The organism is Pseudomonas sp. Z3-6 (genome assembly GCF_051131985.1).
Classification (GTDB): Bacteria; Pseudomonadota; Gammaproteobacteria; order Pseudomonadales; family Pseudomonadaceae; genus Aquipseudomonas; species Aquipseudomonas zanjanensis.
Map to the genome: position 1 here is coordinate 5,205,097 of NZ_CP071644.1, position 19,380 is coordinate 5,224,476.

A 19,380-nucleotide genomic window follows, 5' to 3' on the forward strand; every position below is an offset into this window, starting at 1 on the left:
GGGCTACGGCTCCTTAAAGACTGTTGATCAATGTGCTGAAGATTTCCTGCGCAGCCTTGATGATCTGCGAAGACGCGGTGTAGTACTGCTGGAACTTGACCAGGTTGCCGGTTTCTTCATCCAGGTCCACGCCGGACAACGAATCGCGGGCGTTCTTGGCATTGTCCAGGATTGCACCGGTGGCGGCGCTGTCGAGCTTGCCCTGGGCAGCCTTGGCGCCGACGCCTTCAACCAGCTTGCCGTAGGCATCGTTCAGGGAAATGCCTTTGCTGGCAGAGTTGGTGTCCACGGTCTTGGCGGTCTGCAAGCCGGCCAGGACGGTACCGTTACGGTTGTCCAGGCTGCCCGGCTGGCTAAGGCTTATATCGATGCCGGCACCTTGGGAGGGCGTGCCAGCGATGGACATGTCAAAAGTGACAGTACGCTGCACCGGCGGTACGGACGAATCCATGATCGGGTTGCCGCTGGCATCCTTGAGCGGAACACTCAGGCTCAGGGTGTTGCTCTGACCGGGTTTGATCGTGCCGCCACTGATAAATCCGCCCTTGGCATCGAGCAACTGATAAGCCTGGCTCGTGCCATCAGTCGAGGTCGCGCCGAACACCACCTTGACCGGCATGGAATTCTTGATGCCGTTCTGGATGATGCTGGTGGTGGCCTCGTCGTAGATGTCCAGCTTCGTCGTCATGGTCGGCTGGCCGCTGGCCGGAATGGTCAGCGTGCCACTGCCGCCCGGCGTGATGGCGGCGCCCAGCGGGGCAGCAATCGCCAGCCGCTTGGAGTCGGTCATCTCGGTCTTGATGCTGCCCGCCGCGTTGCGGGTCGGGGTGATCTTGAACGAATCGCCGGCGGCCGCAGTGCCATTGGCGAAGGTCAGCGAGAAGCCATCGACGACCGGCGCTGGCGTGGTCGTCGTGCTGAACGCGCCCAGGGAGGTGTTATCAGGCAGGCGCTGTACGGTGTAGTTGGTGCCGCTGGTGAAGGTGATCTTGTAGTCGTTGGTGGTCAGCTTGCCGGTGTCTTCGATGGACACATTGAAGTTGCCGGAGCCTGCGCTGTTGCCCAGCGAGGCGACGCTGCGCTGGCTCATCTGCGCGGCGCTGTTGATGCTGCTGAACAGGTTGGAACCAAACGCACCGTTCTTGTCGATGCCCGAGGCCTGGATGCTGTTCATCTGATCGGCGACGACCAGGGCCACGCGGCCCAGCTCGTTCATGGCCGGGTCGAGCACGGTGCTGCGGTAGCGCATCAGGCCACCGATCTCGCCACCGGTCATCACCTGGGTGAGGTCCATGACGCTGGAGCCGCTGTTGAGCTGGATGCCGATGCGCCCCGGATCGTTCTTGTCCGGCACCGCTTCGAGTTTATTGGTGATGTTGCCCATCACCAGCGGCTGGCCGGAACCGAGGTAGATGTCCAGGCTACTGCCGTTCTCGACGACTTGGGTGCCGGTGAAGGTCGACAGTTGGCGAATGGTTTCGCTGCGCGCGTCGAGCAAATCGTTCGGCGCGCCTCCAGAATTGGAGACTTCGGCGATTTTCTTGTTCAACTGGGCAACGGTGGTGGCCAGGCTGTTGATCTGGTCGACCATGTTCGACAGGTTGCCATTGATGTTTTCGTTCTGCGCGGTCAGCTGGCTGGCAACCGAATTGAAACGGTTGCTCAGGGCTTGAGCATCGCTGAGCAGCAACTGGCGGGACGCATCGTCGCCCGGCTTGGCGTTGACGTTCTGCACCGAGGCGAAGAATTTGGTCAGCGCGCCGTTGAGGCCGGTGCCACTGTCCGACAGCAGGGAGTCAAGCGGCGTGATCTGCCCTTGGTAGGCCGCCGCATCGCTGTTGAGCGAGGTGGTGGTCTTCAGTTGCGCTTCAAGATACGAGTTATACACCCGGCGCACATCGGCCAGGGTCGTGCCGGAACCGATGAACACGTTGCCGTACTGGTTCGACGCCTTGGTGGTCTGCACGGTCTGCTGACGCGAATACCCGGCGGTATCGACGTTGGCGATGTTGTTACCCGTGGTCACCAGTGCGGTCTGGCTTGCGGACAGACCCGACATCCCGATATTGAGCAAACTCATGGTTCAGACCTTATAAAGTCGTGGTGGCACCAGCCGATGCGTAGTTTTGGTAACTCGTCATCTGCCGGGCTATGTTCGAAATCTTGCTGGCGTAGTTCGGGTCGGTGGCGTAACCGGCCTTCTGCAACTCGCGTACAAACTGTTCCGGTTTATCGGCCGACTTCAGCACTTCTTGATAGCGGCTGTTGCTTTGCAACAGATTGACCAAGTCATGGAAACTGTCGCGGTACGAGGCGTAGGAACGGAACTCGGCCGTCTCCTTGACCATCTCGCCATTGCGGAATTCGCTGGTGATCGCCCGCGCCGAATCGCCCGTCCAATTCTTGCTGGCCTTGATGCCGAACAGGTTGTGGCTGCTGCTGCCATCGGGTTGGCGCATCACCGATTTGCCCCAACCGGTTTCCAAGGCGGCCTGGGCCACCAGGTAACGTGGGTCGACACCGATGCGGTCGGCGGCTTCCTTGGCCATTGGCAGCATGGCATTGACGAATTCATCGGCATCGCGGAAGGCCTTGCGCGCTGGCGCCAGCGGTGGCTGGGCCACGGCGCGACCATAGACCTGCATGTCGCCTTTGGGCTCGGACGCCTTGAGCGCGGCCAGCCAGTCGCCATTGGCCAGTTCGCCGGTGGCCGGCTTGACGGCGGCGATGGCACGATCCGGCAGCAGGTTCTGCGCAGGGGCGTCGGCATTGGCCGCTGCCGAAGGCACCAACCCGGCGAGCAGGCGGTCAGCCAGTTTCGGTGGCAGGGCCAGGCGCCGCTGGTTGAGCAGTTCCATGTCGTTACGGTGGACGCCCTCGGCCCCTTGCGGTGCATTCACGGCCCGCGAAGCCCACAACGGACGCTGGCCACTGGTACGCGACAACGGCCCATCGGTAGGCAGGGTCCCGGCCGCCACTGGCGTCGGCACCGGTGCCTTGGCGACTGTGTCCTGCGCCTCTTGTTGCTTGGCAGCCGACAATGTCGCCGCCTCGCCGGACACCAATGGCTTGTTCTTCGACATCTGGCGCAACAGCACATCGGCCAGGCCGATACCACCGCCTTCGCGGGACATGGAAACGGCCAACTGCTGGTCGTACATTTCCTGGTATTGCTTGGCTTCCGGCGTGTTCATCGGATTGTCCTTGCCCAGCGCCTCGGTGGCCGAACGCATGGACTTGAGCATTTCGCCGAGGAACAGCGACTCGAACTCCTGCGCCACTTTGCGCAGGTTGCCTTCGCTGTTCTTGTCGCCGACCTTGAGCTGGTTCAGGCGATTCAGGTCCGAGTAGGACCCCGAATCCCCGCTGATCAAGGCGCCTTTGCGCATATCCACCATGACCGTTTTCCTTAAATCACGATCAGGTCGGCTTGCAACGCGCCGGCCTGCTTCAAGGCTTCAAGAATGGCCATCAAGTCGCCCGGCGCCGCGCCGACCTGGTTCACCGCCCGGACGATTTCATCCAGGGTCGTGCCCGGGCCGAACTTGAACATCGGCTTGGCTTCCTGTTCGGCATTGACCCGCGAACGCGGAACCACGGCGGTCTGGCCGTTGGATAATGGCCCCGGTTGGCTGACGATCGGGTCTTCGGTGATGGTCACGGTCAGGCTGCCGTGGGTCACGGCGGCCGGCGAAACCTTGACGTTCTGGCCGATCACGATGGTGCCGGTACGGGAGTTGATGATGACTTTTGCCACCGCCTGGCCCGGGTCGACTTCGAGGTTTTCCAGGATCGACAGGTAGTCGACGCGCTGGCTCGGATCCAGTGGCGCGGTGACGCGGATCGAACCGCCGTCGATGGCCTGGGCCACGCCTGGGCCAAGCATGTCGTTGATCTTGTCGACGATGCGCTTGGCCGTGGTGAAATCGGAACGGTTGAGGTTCAGTGTCAGGCTGTTGCCCTGGTTGAAACCGCTCGGCACCGCACGCTCCACCGACGCACCACCCGGGATGCGACCGGCCGACGGAACGTTGACGGTGATCTTCGAACCGTCGCGACCCTCGGCATCAAAACCGCCCACCACCAGGTTGCCCTGGGCAATGGCGTAGACGTTACCGTCGATCCCCTTGAGCGGCGTCAGCAACAAGGTGCCGCCACGCAGGCTCTTGGAGTTACCGATCGACGAAACGGTGATATCCACTTGCTGGCCGGGCTTGGCGAATGCCGGCAGATCGGCACTGATCGATACCGCCGCGACGTTCTTCAACTGCACGTTGCCGGAGCCGGCCGGCACCTTGATGCCGAACTGCGACAGCATGTTGTTGAAGGTCTGCAAGGTGAACGGGGTCTGGGTGGTCTGGTCACCGGTGCCGTTCAGGCCCACGACCAGGCCGTAGCCGATCAACTGGTTGGAACGCACGCCGGAAATGCTGGCGATGTCCTTCAGACGCTCGGCTTGAGCGGTGAAGGCTGCCGACATCACCAGGGCACCGATCAACAGCTGTTTAAGATTCAACCGCTTGAGATTCAACTTGGCCACCTAGAAAGGGAACTTCGGGCTGAGGAAGAAACGGTCGAACCAACCTGGCTGACTCGCATCGGCAAAGGCACCAGTGCCCGAATAGGTGATGCGCGCATCGGCCACGCGGGTCGATGGGACAGTGTTGTCGGTGGAAATATCATCGGCGCGAACCATGCCGGCGATACGCACCAGCTCATCGCCCGTGTTGAGGGTCAGCCACTTCTCGCCGCGCACGGCGATGATGCCGTTGGGCAACACATCGGCGACGGTCACGGTGATCGAGCCGGTCAGGCTGTTGCTCTGGCCGGACTGGCTGTCGCCTTTGCTCGATCGATCGGAACCGTAGCCGGCATTGAGACTCAGGTCGCCGCCACCGATCGGGTTGTTGGTGGTCAGGCTGGAGCCGAACAGCGAGGTCAGGCCGACGCTGGTCTCGCTGGTCTTGTCGATCTGCGAGTTGGCGTTCTTGCTGGCCTGGGTCCGCTCGTTCAGGGTGATGGTGATGATGTCACCGACCCGGAAGGCCTTGCGGTCGCTGTACAGGTTCTGCTCGAAGCCGGCCTGGTAGATCGAACCATTGTTGGCGGCAGCCGGCAACGGCGTACGCGGCAACACCGGAGCGTAATACGGGTCATTGGGCCGTGGCGTTGGCGCAACACAGCCCGCGAGTGCGGTAATCCCACTCAGTGCCAGAACAGATACGAAGCGTTTCATGACCCTACCTCTTGGTGTTGCAGGCGACCCTGGGGCCGCCCTGTCTACGTAATGACGGACGACGCGGTTACAGATTCTGCGTAACGAACGAGAGCATCTGGTCGGCGGTGGAGATCACCTTGGAGTTCATCTCGTAGGCACGCTGGGTGGTGATCATGTTGACCATCTCCTCGACCGTGCTCACGTTGGAGGTTTCCAGGGTGTTCTGCAGCGTGGTACCGAAGCCGTTCAAGCCTGGGGTGCCGACTTGCGGCGCGCCACTGGCAGCGGTTTCCAGGAACAGGTTGTTGCCCACCGCTTGCAGGCCGGCCGGGTTGATGAAGTCGGCGGTCTGCAGGTTGCCGATAACCTGGGCGGCCGGGTTGCCTGCCACGGTGATGGACACGGTGCCGTCACGGCCCACGGTGAAAGTCTGGGCATCGTTCGGGATGACGATGGCCGGTTCCAGGGCGAAACCGCTGGCGTTGACGATCTGGCCGTTGGAGTCGAGGTGGAAGGTACCGTCACGGGTGTAGGACGTGGTGCCGTCCGGCTGCAGGATCTGGAAGAAACCGCGGCCGTCGATGGCCATGTCCAGCGGCTGCTCGGTGGTTTGCAGGCTGCCGGCGTTGAAGTTTTTCTGGGTGCCGACAATGCGCACACCGGTACCCACTTGCAGGCCCGACGGCAATTCGCTGTCCTGGGTCGATTGGGCGCCTGGCTGGCGTTTTACCTGGTAGAGCAAGTCCTGGAACTCGGCGCGATCACGTTTGAAACCCGTGGTCGAGACGTTCGCCAAGTTGTTGGAAATGGTGGAAAGGTTGGTGTCCTGGGCGGACAGACCTGTTTTGGCAACCCAAAGAGCCGGAAGCATTCGATTCTCCTCGTACGCCTGTTTTTCGGCGCGACGCTGTAATTAATAGTTAGATCTGCAAGACCCGAGCCATGGCTTCATCGCCTTCTTTGGCGGTGTTCATCATCTTGACGTGGAGCTCGAACTGCTTGGCCAGGGCCAGCACCGACGTCATTTCATCCACGGCATTGACGTTGCTCGCCTCCTGGAACCCGGACACCAATTGCACGTTGCCGTCGATGGGCGCCGGCTGGCCGTCCTTGGTCCGGATCGAGCCGTCCAGGCCCTTGGTCATGGTCCTGAGGTCTGGGTTGACCAGCTTGATGCGGTCCACTTCCGCCATCACCCGCGGGCCTTCGCCCATGGCGCGGATGCTGATGGTGCCGTCCTGGCCGATTTCGATTTTCTGCTCGGGTGGCACGGCGATCGGACCGCCATTGCCCATCACCGGCATGCCGTTGCCGGCCCGCAGCACGCCCAGGGCGTCGACATTGAGGCTGCCGGTGCGCACGTAGCTTTCACCGCCATCGGGGTTCTGCACGGCCATCCAGCCCGGCCCGCTGACCGCCACGTCCAGATCGCGACCGGTCTCGATCAGCGCACCCGGGGTGAAATCGGTGGCAGGACGCTCGGAGAGGGCAAACGCCCGCGCCGGAAAGCTGTCGCCGAACACCGGCATCGAGCGCGCCTGCTCCAGGTCTTTCTGAAAACCATTGGTGGAGATGTTCGCCAGGTTGTTGGCATGGGCCCGCTGCGCCAGTGCGTTCTGGCTGGCGCCGGTCATTGCCACATAAAGGTACTTGTCCACTGTCGTTCCTCTGCATGCCGGACGTTTGCCGCCCACTGCTGTGTTGCACAGCCTTAAGCAATTTGCAGACCAACTTTTTTCTGGCGCCCCTGGGTCCTGGAAACAAAGGACTTGAGGGTTCTGGAAGGGATTTGGGGAAGGTATCGAAGACGAAAAACCGGCGGTGTTGTGCCGGTTCGTGGCAATGCTTTTCCTTGGGTAATGGCCTCTGCCGTCATCGCGAGCAGGCTCGCTCCCACATTGGACCTCCAGTGCTCCAATGATTTGTGAGCAATCAGTAATCTTGTGGGAGCGAGCCTGCTCGCGATAAGGCCGCATGAGCACCGAGAGCAAGCAACTATGGCTCGGTTTTGCCGACTTCGTATTCGCGCAATTTATTAGCAATGGTCGTATGGGAAACCCCCAGCCGCTTGCCCAGTTGCCGGCTGCTGGGATGTTCGGAATACAAGCGCTCCAGCACCGCTTTCTCGAAACGCCCAACGATCTCGTCCAAGCCCCCCTCAAGGGAGAAATCGCCAAGGGGCTGGCGCACGCCGTAGTCCGGCAGGCGGATGTGCTCGGCTTTCACCTTCCCGCCATCGCACAGGGAAACCGCTTGGAACAGCACGTTTTCCAATTGCCGGACGTTGCCCGGCCAATGGTAATGACTGAGGCGGTCCATGGCCGCCGGCGCCAGCTTGGGCAGTGCACAGCCGATCTGGCGGCTGGCCTGGTCGAGGAAATGCTCCACCAGCGGTGCCAGGCCATCGAGGCATTCGCGCAGGGGTGGGATGTGCAGGGAGAGCACATTCAAGCGGTGGTACAAATCCTGACGAAATTCGCCTCGGGCGCAGAGTTCGGACAAGTCCACCTGGGTGGCGCAGATCACCCTGACGTCCAGGTACACCTCTTCATCGCTGCCGACACGCCGGAAGCATCCGTCCTGCAGGAAGCGCAGCAGTTTCACTTGCAGGCGCGGGCTCATCTCCCCCACACCGTCGAGGAACAGCGTTCCTCCAGCGGTCAGTTCCAGCAGGCCGAGCTTGCCTTCGGCCCTCGCCCCTTCGAATGCGCCGGGGCCGTAGCCGAACAGCTCGGTCTCGGCCATCGACTCCGGCAGCCCGGCACAGTTGAGTGCCATCAAGGGCGATTGCCCGCGCGGGCTCGCCAGGTGACAAGCCCGGGCCAGCAGTTCCTTGCCCGTGCCGGTTTCGCCTTCAATTAATAGCGGCGCGTCCAGCGGTGCCATGCGCCGGGCCTCACGGACCACCGCCGCCATCACCTTCGAGCTCTGGAAAATGCTGTCGAAGCCACGCAACTCTTGCTTGCGCACGTTATAGATCCGTTCACCCACGCGGTCGGCCCGATGCAACGTCAACACCGCACCGGCCATGGCTTCGCTGTCGTCGTGTTCCGATTGCAGTGGCGCGATGTCGGCCAGGAACACGTCGCCCTTGACCTTGACCCTCAGGCCGTTGATGCGCGACTGGTTGGCGCGCACCAGTTCCGGCAAGTCGAAATCCTCGGCGTAGCGTGACAAGGGAATCCCCGGCACCTCGTCGACCCGCACCCCGAGCAACTGCGCCGCCGCCCGGTTGGCCGCGACAATGGAGCCGCCCATGTCGATGGACAGCACTGGAAACTCCAGGGCGCCGAGCAAGGCGTTGAGCTCCATGTGCCGACGCTCGCTGGGCATCAGCCCTACTCGCTTGACGCCAAACACCCCGGCGATGCCTTCGAATTTCGGACGCAACGCCTGGAACTGGATGTTGATCAGGTTCGGGCAGTGCAGGTAGATCGCATTGCCGTGCTCGCCACCGACCTCGCCCCGGGCGACGTTGATGCCGTACTCCACCAACAGGTTGAGGATGTCCCGGAGGATGCCGATGCGGTTCTGGCAATGGACTTTGATGCGCATGAAAGGGCCCAGGTGCATATGAGATAGAAAAGCACGCCATTCCAGCCCCTCTGTGGCGAGGGAGCTTGCTCCCGCTGGGCTGCGCAGCAGACCCAAAACAGGGGCCGCTTCGCGCCCCAGCGGGAGCAAGCTCCCTCGCCACAAAGTTTTTTCGGCGTGGCAATGCAAATAATCGTCAAGATTATGTGACAGATGTAGGCCATTTCCCACCCGAAAATCCCGGAAAGATCGTACCGCCCGCCAAATCGTAACGAAAACTTTACGATTCAACCCGTCGTTCGCCCAATCCATCCTCGCCAAGCCGATGCACACATCGCCGCTTCGGGTTATCTCTAATGCATCGCTCGACATAACAACAAACGCATCTTCCCCCTGAGGGAAATCAGCAGGAGAGCAGCATGAAGCAGACGCAATACGTGGCCCGCGAGCCCGATGCGCAAGGTTTTATCCACTACACCGCTGAAGAACACGCGGTGTGGAACACGCTGATCACCCGCCAGCTCAAAGTCATCGAAGGCCGTGCGTGCCAGGAATACCTGGACGGCATCGACAAGCTGGGCCTGCCCCACGACCGCATCCCGCAACTGGACGAAGTCAACAAAGTGCTGGGCGAGACCACGGGCTGGCAAGTCGCCCGCGTGCCGGCGCTGATCCCTTTCCAGACCTTCTTCGAATTGCTCGCCAGCAAGCAATTTCCAGTGGCGACCTTTATTCGTACCCGTGAAGAACTGGATTACCTGCAAGAGCCGGACATTTTTCACGAGATCTTTGGCCACTGCCCGTTGCTGACCAACCCTTGGTTTGCCGAATTTACCCACACCTACGGCAAACTCGGCCTACAGGCTTCCAAGGAAGAACGCGTCTACCTGGCGCGCCTGTATTGGATGACCATCGAGTTCGGCCTGGTGCAGACCCCGCAGGGCCGACGCATCTACGGCGGAGGCATCCTCTCGTCGCCCAAGGAAACCGTGTACTGCCTGTCCGACGAGCCCGAGCACCAGGCCTTCGATCCGTTGGAAGCCATGCGCACGCCGTATCGCATCGACATCCTGCAACCGGTGTATTTCGTGCTGCCCGAACTCAAGCGCCTGTTCGACCTGGCCCACGAAGACATCATGGGCATGGTCAAGCGCGGTCGGGAACTGGGCCTGCACGCCCCGAAATTTCCGCCCAAAGCGGCGTGAACCGCGTCTTTTAATCCCAATTGAGTCTGTTGCACGACGCGGCTTTGCTTTAGCGTGGGTGCATCGACGTTTTTCAAATATTCGATCCAGGAACACACCATGAACACTCTGAACCAAGCCCACTGCGAAGCCTGCCGCGCCGATGCCCCACAAGTCAGCGACGAAGAATTGCCGGTGTTGATCAAACAGATCCCGGACTGGAACATCGAAGTGCGCGACGGCGTCATGCAGCTGGAAAAAGTTTTCCTGTTCAAGAACTTCAAGCACGCCCTGGCGTTCACCAACGCCGTTGGCGAGATCTCCGAGGCCGAAGGCCACCACCCAGGCCTGCTCACCGAGTGGGGCAAAGTCACCGTGACCTGGTGGAGCCACTCCATCAAGGGCCTGCACCGCAACGACTTCATCATGGCCGCTCGCACCGATGACGTGGCCAAGACCGCCGAGGGCCGCAAGTAATGCATTTCGACGCCATCGGCCGGGTACCCGGCGACCCGATCCTCGGCCTGATGGAGGCCTACGGGGCGGATAGCAACCCGAGCAAGTTCGACCTGGGCGTGGGCGTCTATAAGGATGCCCAAGGCCTGACGCCGATTCTTCAATCGGTGAAGCAGGCCGAGCAGCGACTGGTGGATCGCCAGGTCACCAAGACCTACATCGGCGGTCATGGCGACGCCGCGTTCGGCCAGTTGATCAATGAGCTGGTGCTGGGCGCCGACTCGCCGATGATCAGCGCAAAACGCGCCGGCGCCACCCAGACACCCGGCGGCACCGGTGCCCTGCGCCTGAGCGCCGACTTCATCGCCCAGTGCCTGCCGGGCCGTGGCGTCTGGCTGAGCAACCCGACCTGGCCGATCCACGAAACCATTTTCGCCACGGCCGGGATCAAGGTCAGCCATTACCCTTATGTGGGCGCCGATAACCGCTTGGATTTCGAGGCGATGCTGGCAACCCTGAACCAAGCGCCCAAAGGCGATGTGGTCTTGCTGCATGCCTGCTGCCACAACCCGACAGGGTTCGACCTGTCCCATGAGCAATGGCAGCAGCTGCTGGAAGTAGTGCGCAGCCGCGACCTGCTGCCGCTGATCGACTTCGCCTACCAAGGCTTTGGCGATGGCTTGGAACAGGACGCCTGGGCGGTCCGGCTATTTGCCGAAGCGTTGCCGGAAGTGCTGATTACCAGCTCCTGTTCGAAGAACTTCGGCCTGTACCGCGACCGTACGGGTGCATTGATCGTCTGCGCCCGGGATGGCGAAAAACTGATCGATATCCGCAGCCAATTGGCCAACATCGCCCGCAACCTGTGGTCGACGCCACCAGACCATGGCGCAGCCGTGGTGGCGACCATCCTCGGCAACCCGGAACTCAAGAGCCTGTGGGCCGATGAAGTCCAGGCCATGCGCCTGCGCATCGCGCAATTGCGCAGCGGTTTGCTGGAAGCCCTCGAACCCCATGGTCTGCGCGAGCGCTTCGCCCATATCGGCGTGCAACGCGGGATGTTTTCCTACACCGGCCTGACGCCGGAACAGGTCAAGCACCTGCGCGAACGCCACAGCGTCTACATGGTCGGCACCGGCCGGGCCAACGTGGCCGGTATCGATGCCACGCGCCTGGACTTGCTGGCCGAGGCGATTGCCGACGCGTGCAGATAACACCACCGTCGGCTGTTGATTGTGTGGCGAGGGAGCTTGCTCCCGCTCGGCTGCGCAGCAGTCGTAAACTGGCCTGGCGCGGTGTGCCTGAGGGATGGCGCTGTTCCACTTGGGGCGGCTTCGCCGCCCAGCGGGAGCAAGCTCCCTCGCCACGGTGGATCAAACCAGCCTCAAGTCATCCGCCGCCCTTGAGCCGTTATTGGCCCGTCCACTCCCGGACAAACTGCTCCACATCTTCCTGCGGTGCGGTACGCGCTTCTTTCTGCGGCGTGCCCAGGTAGAGGAAACCGATCACTTCCTCCCCATCTTCCAGGCCAAGCCCCCGGGCCACATGTGGCGAGTACGCCAGTTCGCCGGTGCGCCACACGCCACCAATCCCCTGGGCATACGCGGCCAGCAGGATGCCATGGGCCGCGCAGCCGGCCGCCAGCAGTTGCTCGGATTTCGGGATTTTGAAATGGGCCTGCAGACGGGCGATCACCACCACGACCAGGGGCGCGCGCAATGGGCCATTGAGGGCCTTTTCCACGACGGCTTCGGGCACCAGCGGGTCATTGAACTTTGCCGCTTCGGCCAGCAGTTCGCCCATGCGATGCCGCGCCTGCCCTTCCACCGTCAAGAAGCGCCATGGCCGCAACTGGCCGTGATCCGGTGCCCGCATGGCTGCGGCGAACATGAGCTCGCGCTGTTCCGGCGTGGGTGCCGGCTCCACCAGGCGCGGGACGGAAACACGGTTGAGCAAAGCGTCGAGAGCCTGCATCGGCCACCTCCTGAAAAAATGTCCAGCTATTCTAGTGGCTGTGCGGCGAGTCCGTTAGCGCAAATTCCGTGGCCAGGCAGCCAGGCGCCGCCGAGTGCCGGTTTACAGGACGCTGGCCGCAGGTAGAATGGCGCCCTTCCCTTTCAGCCTGAGCGGACTTCATGGCGTTGCCGACCCTGCGAATCATCGGTTTCATCATCGGCATCTTCCTGATCACCCTGGCGATCTTCATGGTCGTGCCCATGGTCACGCTGATGATCTTCGAGCGCACTGGCGACCTGCCGTCGTTCCTCTGGTCGAGCATGATCACGTTCCTCGCCGGCCTGGCGCTGGTACTTCCCGGGCGCCCGGAACACATCCACCTGCGGCCGCGGGACATGTACCTGCTGACCGTCAGCAGCTGGCTGGTGGTGTGTATCTTCGCTGCGCTGCCGTTCCTACTGACCCAGCACATCAGCTATACGGATTCGTTCTTCGAAAGCATGTCGGGCATCACCGCCACCGGCGCCACCGTCCTGAGCGGCCTGGACAATATGTCGCCGGGCATCCTGATGTGGCGCTCGCTGCTGCACTGGCTCGGCGGTATCGGCTTCATCGGCATGGCGGTGGCGATCCTGCCCCTGCTGCGCATCGGTGGCATGCGGCTGTTCCAGACCGAGTCATCGGACCGCTCGGAAAAAGTCATGCCCCGCTCCCACATGGTGGCGCGATTGATCGTGGCGGCCTACGTGGGCATCACCATTCTTGGCACCCTGGCGCTCTGGTGGGCCGGGATGAGCCTGTTCGATGCCATCAACCATTCGATGTCGGCGATTTCCACCGGCGGCTTCTCCACCTCGGACCTGTCCCTGGCCAAGTGGACCCAGCCGGCGGTGCACTGGGTCGCCATCGTCATCATGATCCTCGGCAGCCTGCCGTTTGCCCTGTACGTCTCGATGTTGCGGGGCAATCGCCGGGCGTTGATCAAGGACCAGCAGGTCCAGGGGCTCATTGGCGTGCTGCTGGTGACCTGGCTGGTGCTCGGCACCTGGTATTGGGCGACCACCGACCTGCATTGGCTGGACGCCCTGCGGCACGTGGCGCTGAACGTGACGTCCATCGTCACCACCACCGGCTTCGCCCTCGGCGACTACAGCCTGTGGGGCAATTTTTCGCTGATGCTGTTCTTCTACCTGGGGTTCGTCGGCGGTTGCTCGGGTTCGACGGCCGGCGGGATCAAGATCTTTCGCTTCCAAGTCGCCTACATCCTGCTGCGGGCCAACCTTAATCAATTGATCCATCCCCGTGCGGTGATCAAGCAAAAATACAACGGTCATCGCCTCGACGAGGAAATCGTCCGCTCGATCCTGACGTTCTCGTTCTTCTTCGCCATCACGATCTGCGTGATCGCCCTGCTGCTGTCGCTGTTGGGCGTGGAATGGATGACGGCGTTGACCGGTGCGGCCAGTACCGTGTCGGGCGTCGGCCCGGGGCTGGGGGAAACCATCGGGCCGGCCGGCAACTTCGCACCGCTGCCGGACGCCGCCAAGTGGATTCTGTCGGGGGGCATGCTGCTGGGCCGGCTGGAGATCATCACCGTGTTCGTGCTGTGTATCCCGGCGTTCTGGCGTCACTGACCGGTTCAGGCTGGCTCGCCAATCGCGCCCGGTATTCGCCGGGCGTGGTGTCGAACCAGCGGCGAAAGGCCCGGAAAAAATTGCTCGGGTCGGCAAATCCCAACAGGTAGGCGATTTCCAGCAGCGTCATGCCCGGCTGTGCCAGGTACTGCTCGGCCAGCTCGCGGCGGGTGTCCTCCAGCAGGCTCTGGAAACTGGTGCCCTCTTCCTGCAAGCGCCGTTGCAAGGTGCGCTGGGACAGGTGCAACGTCTGCGCCACCACGTCTCGCTTGGGTTCCCCCTGGGGCAACAACCGACACAAGACTTGTCGTGCCTTGTGGGTCACGCGGCTTTCCGAGAAACGCGCGAGGTATTCCCCGGCAAACCGATCGTGCAACTGCGCCATGGCTTCATTGGCCGTTGGCAGCGGCGCCTCCATGTCGGCCCGTTCGAAGATCAGCGCGTCGTAAGGAGCGCCGAACACCAACGGCGCGTGAAAAGCTCGCTGATAAGGCGCCGGGTCCGAGGGTTCGGCGCCCTGGAACAGCACCTTTACCGGATGCAGGGTGCGCCCAGTCAACCAGCTGCACAGGGCCAGCGCACAGGCCAGGGAAGCTTCGGCGCTTTGGCGGGTCGGGGGCAGATGGTCGCCATGCACGGTCAGGATCAGCCCATAGCCGCCTTCCAACGGGCGGAAACTCAAGTCGGCGCTTTCGGCGATGATCCGCTGGTACCGCACCAGCCGTTGGAAACCCTCCACCAGGGTGCGACTGGACATCAAAGCGTAGCCCGCCACATGGAACGAGGCCGGGCGCACCACCTTGCCCATGTTCAAGCCAATGGCCGGGTTGCCCGACAACTCCACCGCCCGTTGCCAGAGCCGCGTCATCGAGTCCTGGGGGAACCGTGCATCCGGATCGTCCAGCGCATCGAAATCCAGCCCCAATTGATTGAACAGCGCCCGACAATCCAGGCCGTCCATTTCCAACGCCTTGACAATCCCCATCGCCCAGCTTGAAGAAGTCGTTCGTTCGCTCATGACGTTTTACTTGCATGACGAGCCGCAGGGTACGGCTGGATTTGCGAAGGATACTAAAGTGGCGCTGATTGTCACTGGCTGTTACGAATGGCCGCCCTAGACTTATCGTCAAAGACTTTTCGATATCGACCCAGAACAATAATCACAGGGAGCGCGTCGTGGGAAACGCCAGACAATTCAATACCTTCGCCGAGTTCTATCCGTATTACCTCAGCGAACACAGCAACAGCACCTGCCGACGATTGCATTTCATCGGCACCTCCCTGGTCATCCTGGTATTCGTCATGGCCCTCGTCGTGGGCGCCTGGTGGCTGTGGGTCGCCCTGCCGGTGGCCGGCTACGGCTTTGCCTGGGTCGGGCACTTCTTCTTCGAAAAGAACCGTCCCGCCACCTTCCAGCATCCGCTCTACAGCCTGCTCGGTGATTTCGTCATGTACCGCGACATGCTGCTGGGCAAGGTCGCGTTCTGATAAGGAGTGTCGATGAGCAACCACGCACGCTTCACCCACATGCAAGAAGGCACTGCGCAAGATTGGGCGATCATCGCGGCCGACTTCAGCGCCTACGCGCGACAGTTGTCGGGCCGGATCCTGGCCCACTTAAGATTGCTGGACGGCGATTTCGGCGGGTTCCCGGTGGATCGCCTGACCCACTCCCTGCAAACCGCCACCCGTGCCTACCGTGACGGGCGCGATGAGGAATATGTGGTCTGCGCCCTGCTCCACGACATCGGCGACACCTTGGGTTCGTATAACCACCCGGACATCGCCGCGGCGATCCTCAAGCCCTTCGTCAGCGCCGAAAACCTGTGGATGGTGGAGAAGCACGGGATTTTCCAGGGTTATTACTTCTTCCATCACCTGGGCATGGACCGGCACCTGCGCGAGCAGTTTTTCGAACATCCGCAGTACCAGGCGACCATTGATTTCTGTGCGAAATACGACGCGGCGGCGTTCGATCCCGAGTACGACACATTGCCGTTGAGCTTCTTCGAGCCGATGCTGGAAAGGCTGTTTGCCGCGCCGAAGCAATCGATCTACAAGGCGGCGATGGCGGAGCAAGCCTGAATCCAACGGACGCAGGAAAACCCGTGGCGAGGGAGCTTGCTCCCGCTGGGCGCGAAGCGCCCCTCTTTTCCAGGGCTGCTGCGCAGCCAGCGGGAGCAAGCTCCCTCGCCACAAAAACACTATGTGGGCTTGCGAAGCAGGCAGGCTGGCCTAGGCAGGCTCAGTCACTTTCAACTCAGTCTTGGCCAGCGCCTCCCGCGCCTGGGCGTCCGCCAACCGATACAACTCGATCGTCCCATCCCAGTGTTCGATCAGCGCCGTGCAGGATTCGACCCAGTCGCCACAGTTGAGGTATTCCACCTCGCCCACCTTGCGCATCTCGGCATGGTGGATGTGCCCACAGACCACGCCATGCAATTCGCGCTTCACGCACTCGTGGGCGATGGCTTCTTCGAAGTCGCTGATAAAGCTGACGGCCGTCTTCACCTTGTGCTTGAGATACGCCGACAGCGACCAGTAACCGTAGCCATAACGGGCCCGCCAGTGGTTGAGCCAGCGGTTCAGCGTGAGGGTGAATTCGTAGGCCGAGTCCCCTAGGAACGCCAGCCAACGGTGGTAACGGGTGATGACATCGAACTGGTCGCCATGGATCACCAGCAGGTGCCGGCCATCGGCGGTGACGTGCACCGCTTCGTCCACCAACTGGATATTGCCCAGGATCAGCTTCGAATAGCGCCGCAGGAATTCGTCATGGTTGCCAGTGATGTAGATCACTTCGGTACCGCGCTTGCTCATGGTCAGCAAGCGGCGAATGACGTTGGTGTGAGCCTGGGGCCAATACATGCCACCGCGCAGCTTCCAGCCGTCGATGATGTCCCCCACCAGGTAGATCTTGTCGGCGTGGTAGCCCTTGAGAAACTGCGACAGGTGCTCGGCCTGGCAGTCCCGGGTGCCCAGGTGCACATCGGAGATCCACAGGGTGCGTACACGCTGCTTGCGGCTGGGTTTGGCGAGCTCGGCGCTGGTCATTGGGCAACCCTCTGATCGTTTTCGCCACTGTGCACCCCAGCGGTTAATGGCCTATGACAAACACAAGTCCATTGCATGACAGCGCCGGGCGTTGCCCCTCGGTGTATGCTGGCGGCCTGACACGGGAGACCGCGATGCGACCGAACCTCACGCTACGCCACTACAGCCACGACTTGATCGCCCACAGCCACGACCACGCGCAGCTGGTGTTCGGGTTGTCCGGCGCGCTGGACTTCGAGGTCGAAGGTCGTGGCAGCCAAGTGGTGCAACAAAGTTTCGTGGTGGTACCTGCCGGCGCCCATCATGGCTGTGGCAGCCCCCACGGCAGCCGCTGCCTGGTACTGGATGTGCCAAGTGACGACTGGGTCGGACAATGCCTGGGGAATCACGCCGACGCCAGCCGCCGCTTGCTCGACGACAGCGTTCGCCTGCCCCTGGACGCGGGGCAAAGCCAGTTGGTCAGTTGGCTGGCGGGCAGCCCGGTGGACGACCCGGTGATCGCCCAGCAAGGCGCAGTACTGCTGCTGGCGAGTCTCAACGGCGTTCGCCGGGAAACCCTCGGTGGCCGGCGCCTGCCCTATGCCGCGCTCAACGCCCACATCGACCAGAACGCGGCCTACCCGTTGCAAGTGGCGGACCTGGCACGGGTCGCCGGCCTTTCCAGTGCCCGCCTGCACGCGCGTTTCATCGCCGAGTGCGGGCAAACCCCGATGGCGTACATCCGTAGCCGCCGCTTGCACCAGGCCGTGGCGTTGTTGCGGGAGTCGGACCTGCCCATCGGCGAGATCGCCCATCAGGTCGGCTACAGCTCCCAGAGTGCTTTCGCCGCGGCGGTGCTGCGCGAATTCGGCGCCACGCCGGGCAAGCTGCGGCATCAGCGCTAGGTTCGCGCTAAAAATCGCTAGGATCGCGACAGACACAGCCGCCTCAACCGCGCTTAAATACTGCAATCTGTGAGGGGAACAGCCCTGTGGGAGCGAGCCTGCTCGCGATTGCTATCTGTCAGTCAATATCTGCATTGCCTGGACCAGCGCTTTCGCGAGCAGGCTCGCTCCCACAGAAGACATTCACCAGTTGCCCCACTGTCTGTTGAAAGGATCGAAATGACGCCTCGTACTGCCCTCGGCGCCCTGCACATTGGCGCACTCATGTTTGGCCTGACCGGTGTCTTCGGCAAACTCGCCGCAGCCTCGCCAGCGGTCATCGTGTTCGGCCGCGCCGTCTTCGCCGTGCTGGCCCTGGCGGTGTTTGCCCGGTTCGCCAGCCGCAGCCGCTGGCAGAAACTGCGGGCCGAGGATGGTCGGCGATTGCTGCTGGGCGGCCTGTTGCTGGCCGGGCATTGGGTGAGTTTCTTCATCGCTGTGAAAGTGGCCGGCGTGGCGATCGCGACGTTGGGGTTCGCCAGTTTTCCGGCCTTCACGGTATTGCTCGAGGGGCTGATCTTCCGCGAGCGGATTCGCGCCAATGAGATCTGGCTGGTGGTGTTGGTGAGCGTCGGCCTGGTGCTGGTCACGCCGAGCTTCGACCTGGCCAGCGGTGCCACCACCGGCTTGCTCTGGGCCGTGGCCTCGGGGCTGCTGTTTTCGCTGTTGTCATTGACCAACCGTGCTGGTTCCGCCCATGTGCCGCCGGTACAGGCCGCGCTGTGCCAGAACGTGGTGGTCGGGTTGTGCCTGCTGCCGGTGGCCGCACCGCAATTGAGCGACGTTCGTCCCATCGACTGGTTGTGGATCGGCTTGCTCGGCGTGTTTTGCACCGGCCTGGCCCACAGCCTGTTCGTCGCCAGCCTGGCCGTGATCAAGGCCCGCACGGCGGCGGTGGTCTTTGCCATGGAACCGGTCTACGGCATCGCCATGGCCTGGTGGCTGTTCGACGAGCGCCCGACGTTGCGCATGTTGCTGGGCGGCGTGGTGATCATCACGGCCATCGTGATCTCAAGCCAACTGGGCGGCTCGAAAAAACCGCGGGTGGAGACCCAAGCCGCGTCTCACTGAACCCGATCGTTGTGGCCCAGGTCCCGCTCCGGGTCGATCCGGTCGCGGACCCGCTGCTTGAGGACCTTGGCCTCGGGGAAACCGCCATCGGCCTTGCGCTCCCAGATCTGCGTACCGTCACAGCTGATGTGGAATACACCGCCGGTGCCCGGCACCAGGGACACTTTGCCCAGGTCGTCGCCAAAGGTGCTCAGCAGTTCCTGGGCCAGCCAGGCGGCGCGCAGCAACCATTGGCACTGGGTGCAATAGGTAATGACGACTTCCGGTTTGTGTTCGGTCATGGCGGGTGGACTCCTGGGTGCTAAGGCGTCGTTATAATACCCGCCTTTGATCGCCCGCCCCGAGATTGA

The 19,380-nt window shown here is 62.3% G+C and carries 19 protein-coding genes; 8 read left to right on the plus strand and 11 right to left on the minus strand.

The window, feature by feature from the left end:
- Positions 1–13: 13 nt before the first annotated feature.
- The 7 genes from flgK to J3P88_RS22515 all read right to left on the minus strand — a co-directional run bounded on the left by flgK (position 14) and on the right by J3P88_RS22515 (position 8,773).
- The gene (gene flgK / locus J3P88_RS22485; RefSeq protein WP_434571700.1) at positions 14–2,080 is read right to left on the minus strand and encodes a flagellar hook-associated protein FlgK; all 2,067 of its coding nucleotides are present in this window, start codon (positions 2,078–2,080) and stop codon (positions 14–16) included.
- 10 nt (positions 2,081–2,090) lie between these two features.
- Positions 2,091–3,398 carry a flagellar assembly peptidoglycan hydrolase FlgJ gene (flgJ, locus tag J3P88_RS22490; RefSeq protein ID WP_434571702.1) on the minus strand — a complete coding sequence of 436 codons (1,308 nt, stop codon included), beginning with the start codon at positions 3,396–3,398 and terminating at the stop codon, positions 2,091–2,093.
- A gap of 11 nt (positions 3,399–3,409) precedes the next feature.
- A complete protein-coding gene (locus tag J3P88_RS22495; protein WP_161798353.1) occupies positions 3,410–4,480 on the minus strand; it encodes a flagellar basal body P-ring protein FlgI in 1,071 nt (356 codons plus the stop codon).
- 60 nt (positions 4,481–4,540) lie between these two features.
- Complete coding sequence (gene flgH / locus J3P88_RS22500; RefSeq protein ID WP_186704643.1) at positions 4,541–5,236, minus strand: flagellar basal body L-ring protein FlgH; 696 nt, start codon at positions 5,234–5,236, stop codon at positions 4,541–4,543.
- 67 nt (positions 5,237–5,303) lie between these two features.
- Positions 5,304–6,089, minus strand: a complete 786-nt coding sequence (flgG, locus tag J3P88_RS22505; protein WP_053120245.1) for a flagellar basal-body rod protein FlgG — start codon at positions 6,087–6,089, stop codon at positions 5,304–5,306.
- A 49-nt stretch (positions 6,090–6,138) separates the two neighbouring features.
- Positions 6,139–6,876: a flagellar basal body rod protein FlgF gene (locus J3P88_RS22510; protein WP_186704642.1), complete on the minus strand. Its 738-nt coding sequence runs from the start codon at positions 6,874–6,876 to the stop codon at positions 6,139–6,141.
- A 337-nt stretch (positions 6,877–7,213) separates the two neighbouring features.
- Positions 7,214–8,773: a sigma-54-dependent transcriptional regulator gene (locus J3P88_RS22515; RefSeq protein ID WP_434571704.1), complete on the minus strand. Its 1,560-nt coding sequence runs from the start codon at positions 8,771–8,773 to the stop codon at positions 7,214–7,216.
- A 398-nt stretch (positions 8,774–9,171) separates the two neighbouring features.
- Between J3P88_RS22515 and phhA the strand changes: the two genes are divergently transcribed.
- The 3 genes from phhA (at position 9,172) to J3P88_RS22530 (ending at position 11,606) form a co-directional block, all read left to right on the plus strand.
- A complete protein-coding gene (gene phhA / locus J3P88_RS22520) occupies positions 9,172–9,957 on the plus strand; it encodes a phenylalanine 4-monooxygenase (RefSeq protein ID WP_186704640.1) in 786 nt (261 codons plus the stop codon).
- Between the two features lie 99 nt (positions 9,958–10,056).
- Entirely contained in the window at positions 10,057–10,413 is a 357-nt protein-coding gene (locus J3P88_RS22525; RefSeq protein WP_003184087.1) for a 4a-hydroxytetrahydrobiopterin dehydratase, read from the plus strand.
- Positions 10,413–11,606: an amino acid aminotransferase gene (locus J3P88_RS22530; protein WP_434571706.1), complete on the plus strand. Its 1,194-nt coding sequence runs from the start codon at positions 10,413–10,415 to the stop codon at positions 11,604–11,606. Before J3P88_RS22525 ends, J3P88_RS22530 begins: the two co-directional genes overlap by 1 nt.
- A 196-nt stretch (positions 11,607–11,802) precedes the next feature.
- Here J3P88_RS22530 and J3P88_RS22535 read toward each other — a convergent pair whose 3' ends face one another.
- Entirely contained in the window at positions 11,803–12,366 is a 564-nt protein-coding gene (locus tag J3P88_RS22535; RefSeq protein ID WP_434571708.1) for an NAD(P)H nitroreductase, read from the minus strand.
- Between the two features lie 161 nt (positions 12,367–12,527).
- Here J3P88_RS22535 and J3P88_RS22540 point away from each other — a divergent pair, with 161 nt between their 5' ends.
- A complete protein-coding gene (locus tag J3P88_RS22540; protein WP_186704637.1) occupies positions 12,528–13,982 on the plus strand; it encodes a TrkH family potassium uptake protein in 1,455 nt (484 codons plus the stop codon).
- Here the strand turns inward: J3P88_RS22540 and J3P88_RS22545 are convergent.
- The gene (locus J3P88_RS22545; RefSeq protein ID WP_186704636.1) at positions 13,939–15,000 is read right to left on the minus strand and encodes an AraC family transcriptional regulator; all 1,062 of its coding nucleotides are present in this window, start codon (positions 14,998–15,000) and stop codon (positions 13,939–13,941) included. The genes J3P88_RS22540 and J3P88_RS22545 overlap by 44 nt on opposite strands.
- Positions 15,001–15,158: 158 nt before the next feature.
- Between J3P88_RS22545 and J3P88_RS22550 the strand changes: the two genes are divergently transcribed.
- Positions 15,159–15,470, plus strand: coding sequence for an Mpo1-like protein (locus J3P88_RS22550; protein WP_434571711.1), 312 nt, complete (start codon positions 15,159–15,161; stop codon positions 15,468–15,470).
- Between the two features lie 12 nt (positions 15,471–15,482).
- Complete coding sequence (locus J3P88_RS22555) at positions 15,483–16,067, plus strand: HD domain-containing protein (RefSeq protein WP_186704634.1); 585 nt, start codon at positions 15,483–15,485, stop codon at positions 16,065–16,067.
- Positions 16,068–16,217: 150 nt separating this feature from the next.
- Here the strand turns inward: J3P88_RS22555 and J3P88_RS22560 are convergent, their stop codons facing one another.
- Entirely contained in the window at positions 16,218–17,036 is an 819-nt protein-coding gene (locus J3P88_RS22560) for a UDP-2,3-diacylglucosamine diphosphatase (RefSeq protein ID WP_434571713.1), read from the minus strand.
- Between the two features lie 134 nt (positions 17,037–17,170).
- Between J3P88_RS22560 and J3P88_RS22565 the strand changes: the two genes are divergently transcribed.
- Positions 17,171–17,920 carry an AraC family transcriptional regulator gene (locus tag J3P88_RS22565; RefSeq protein WP_434576586.1) on the plus strand — a complete coding sequence of 250 codons (750 nt, stop codon included), beginning with the start codon at positions 17,171–17,173 and terminating at the stop codon, positions 17,918–17,920.
- Positions 17,921–18,139: 219 nt separating this feature from the next.
- Entirely contained in the window at positions 18,140–19,030 is an 891-nt protein-coding gene (locus tag J3P88_RS22570; protein ID WP_186704632.1) for a DMT family transporter, read from the plus strand.
- Here J3P88_RS22570 and J3P88_RS22575 read toward each other — a convergent pair.
- Positions 19,024–19,311: a SelT/SelW/SelH family protein gene (locus tag J3P88_RS22575; protein WP_003199006.1), complete on the minus strand. Its 288-nt coding sequence runs from the start codon at positions 19,309–19,311 to the stop codon at positions 19,024–19,026. The genes J3P88_RS22570 and J3P88_RS22575 overlap by 7 nt on opposite strands.
- Between the last annotated feature and the right edge of the window lie 69 nt (positions 19,312–19,380).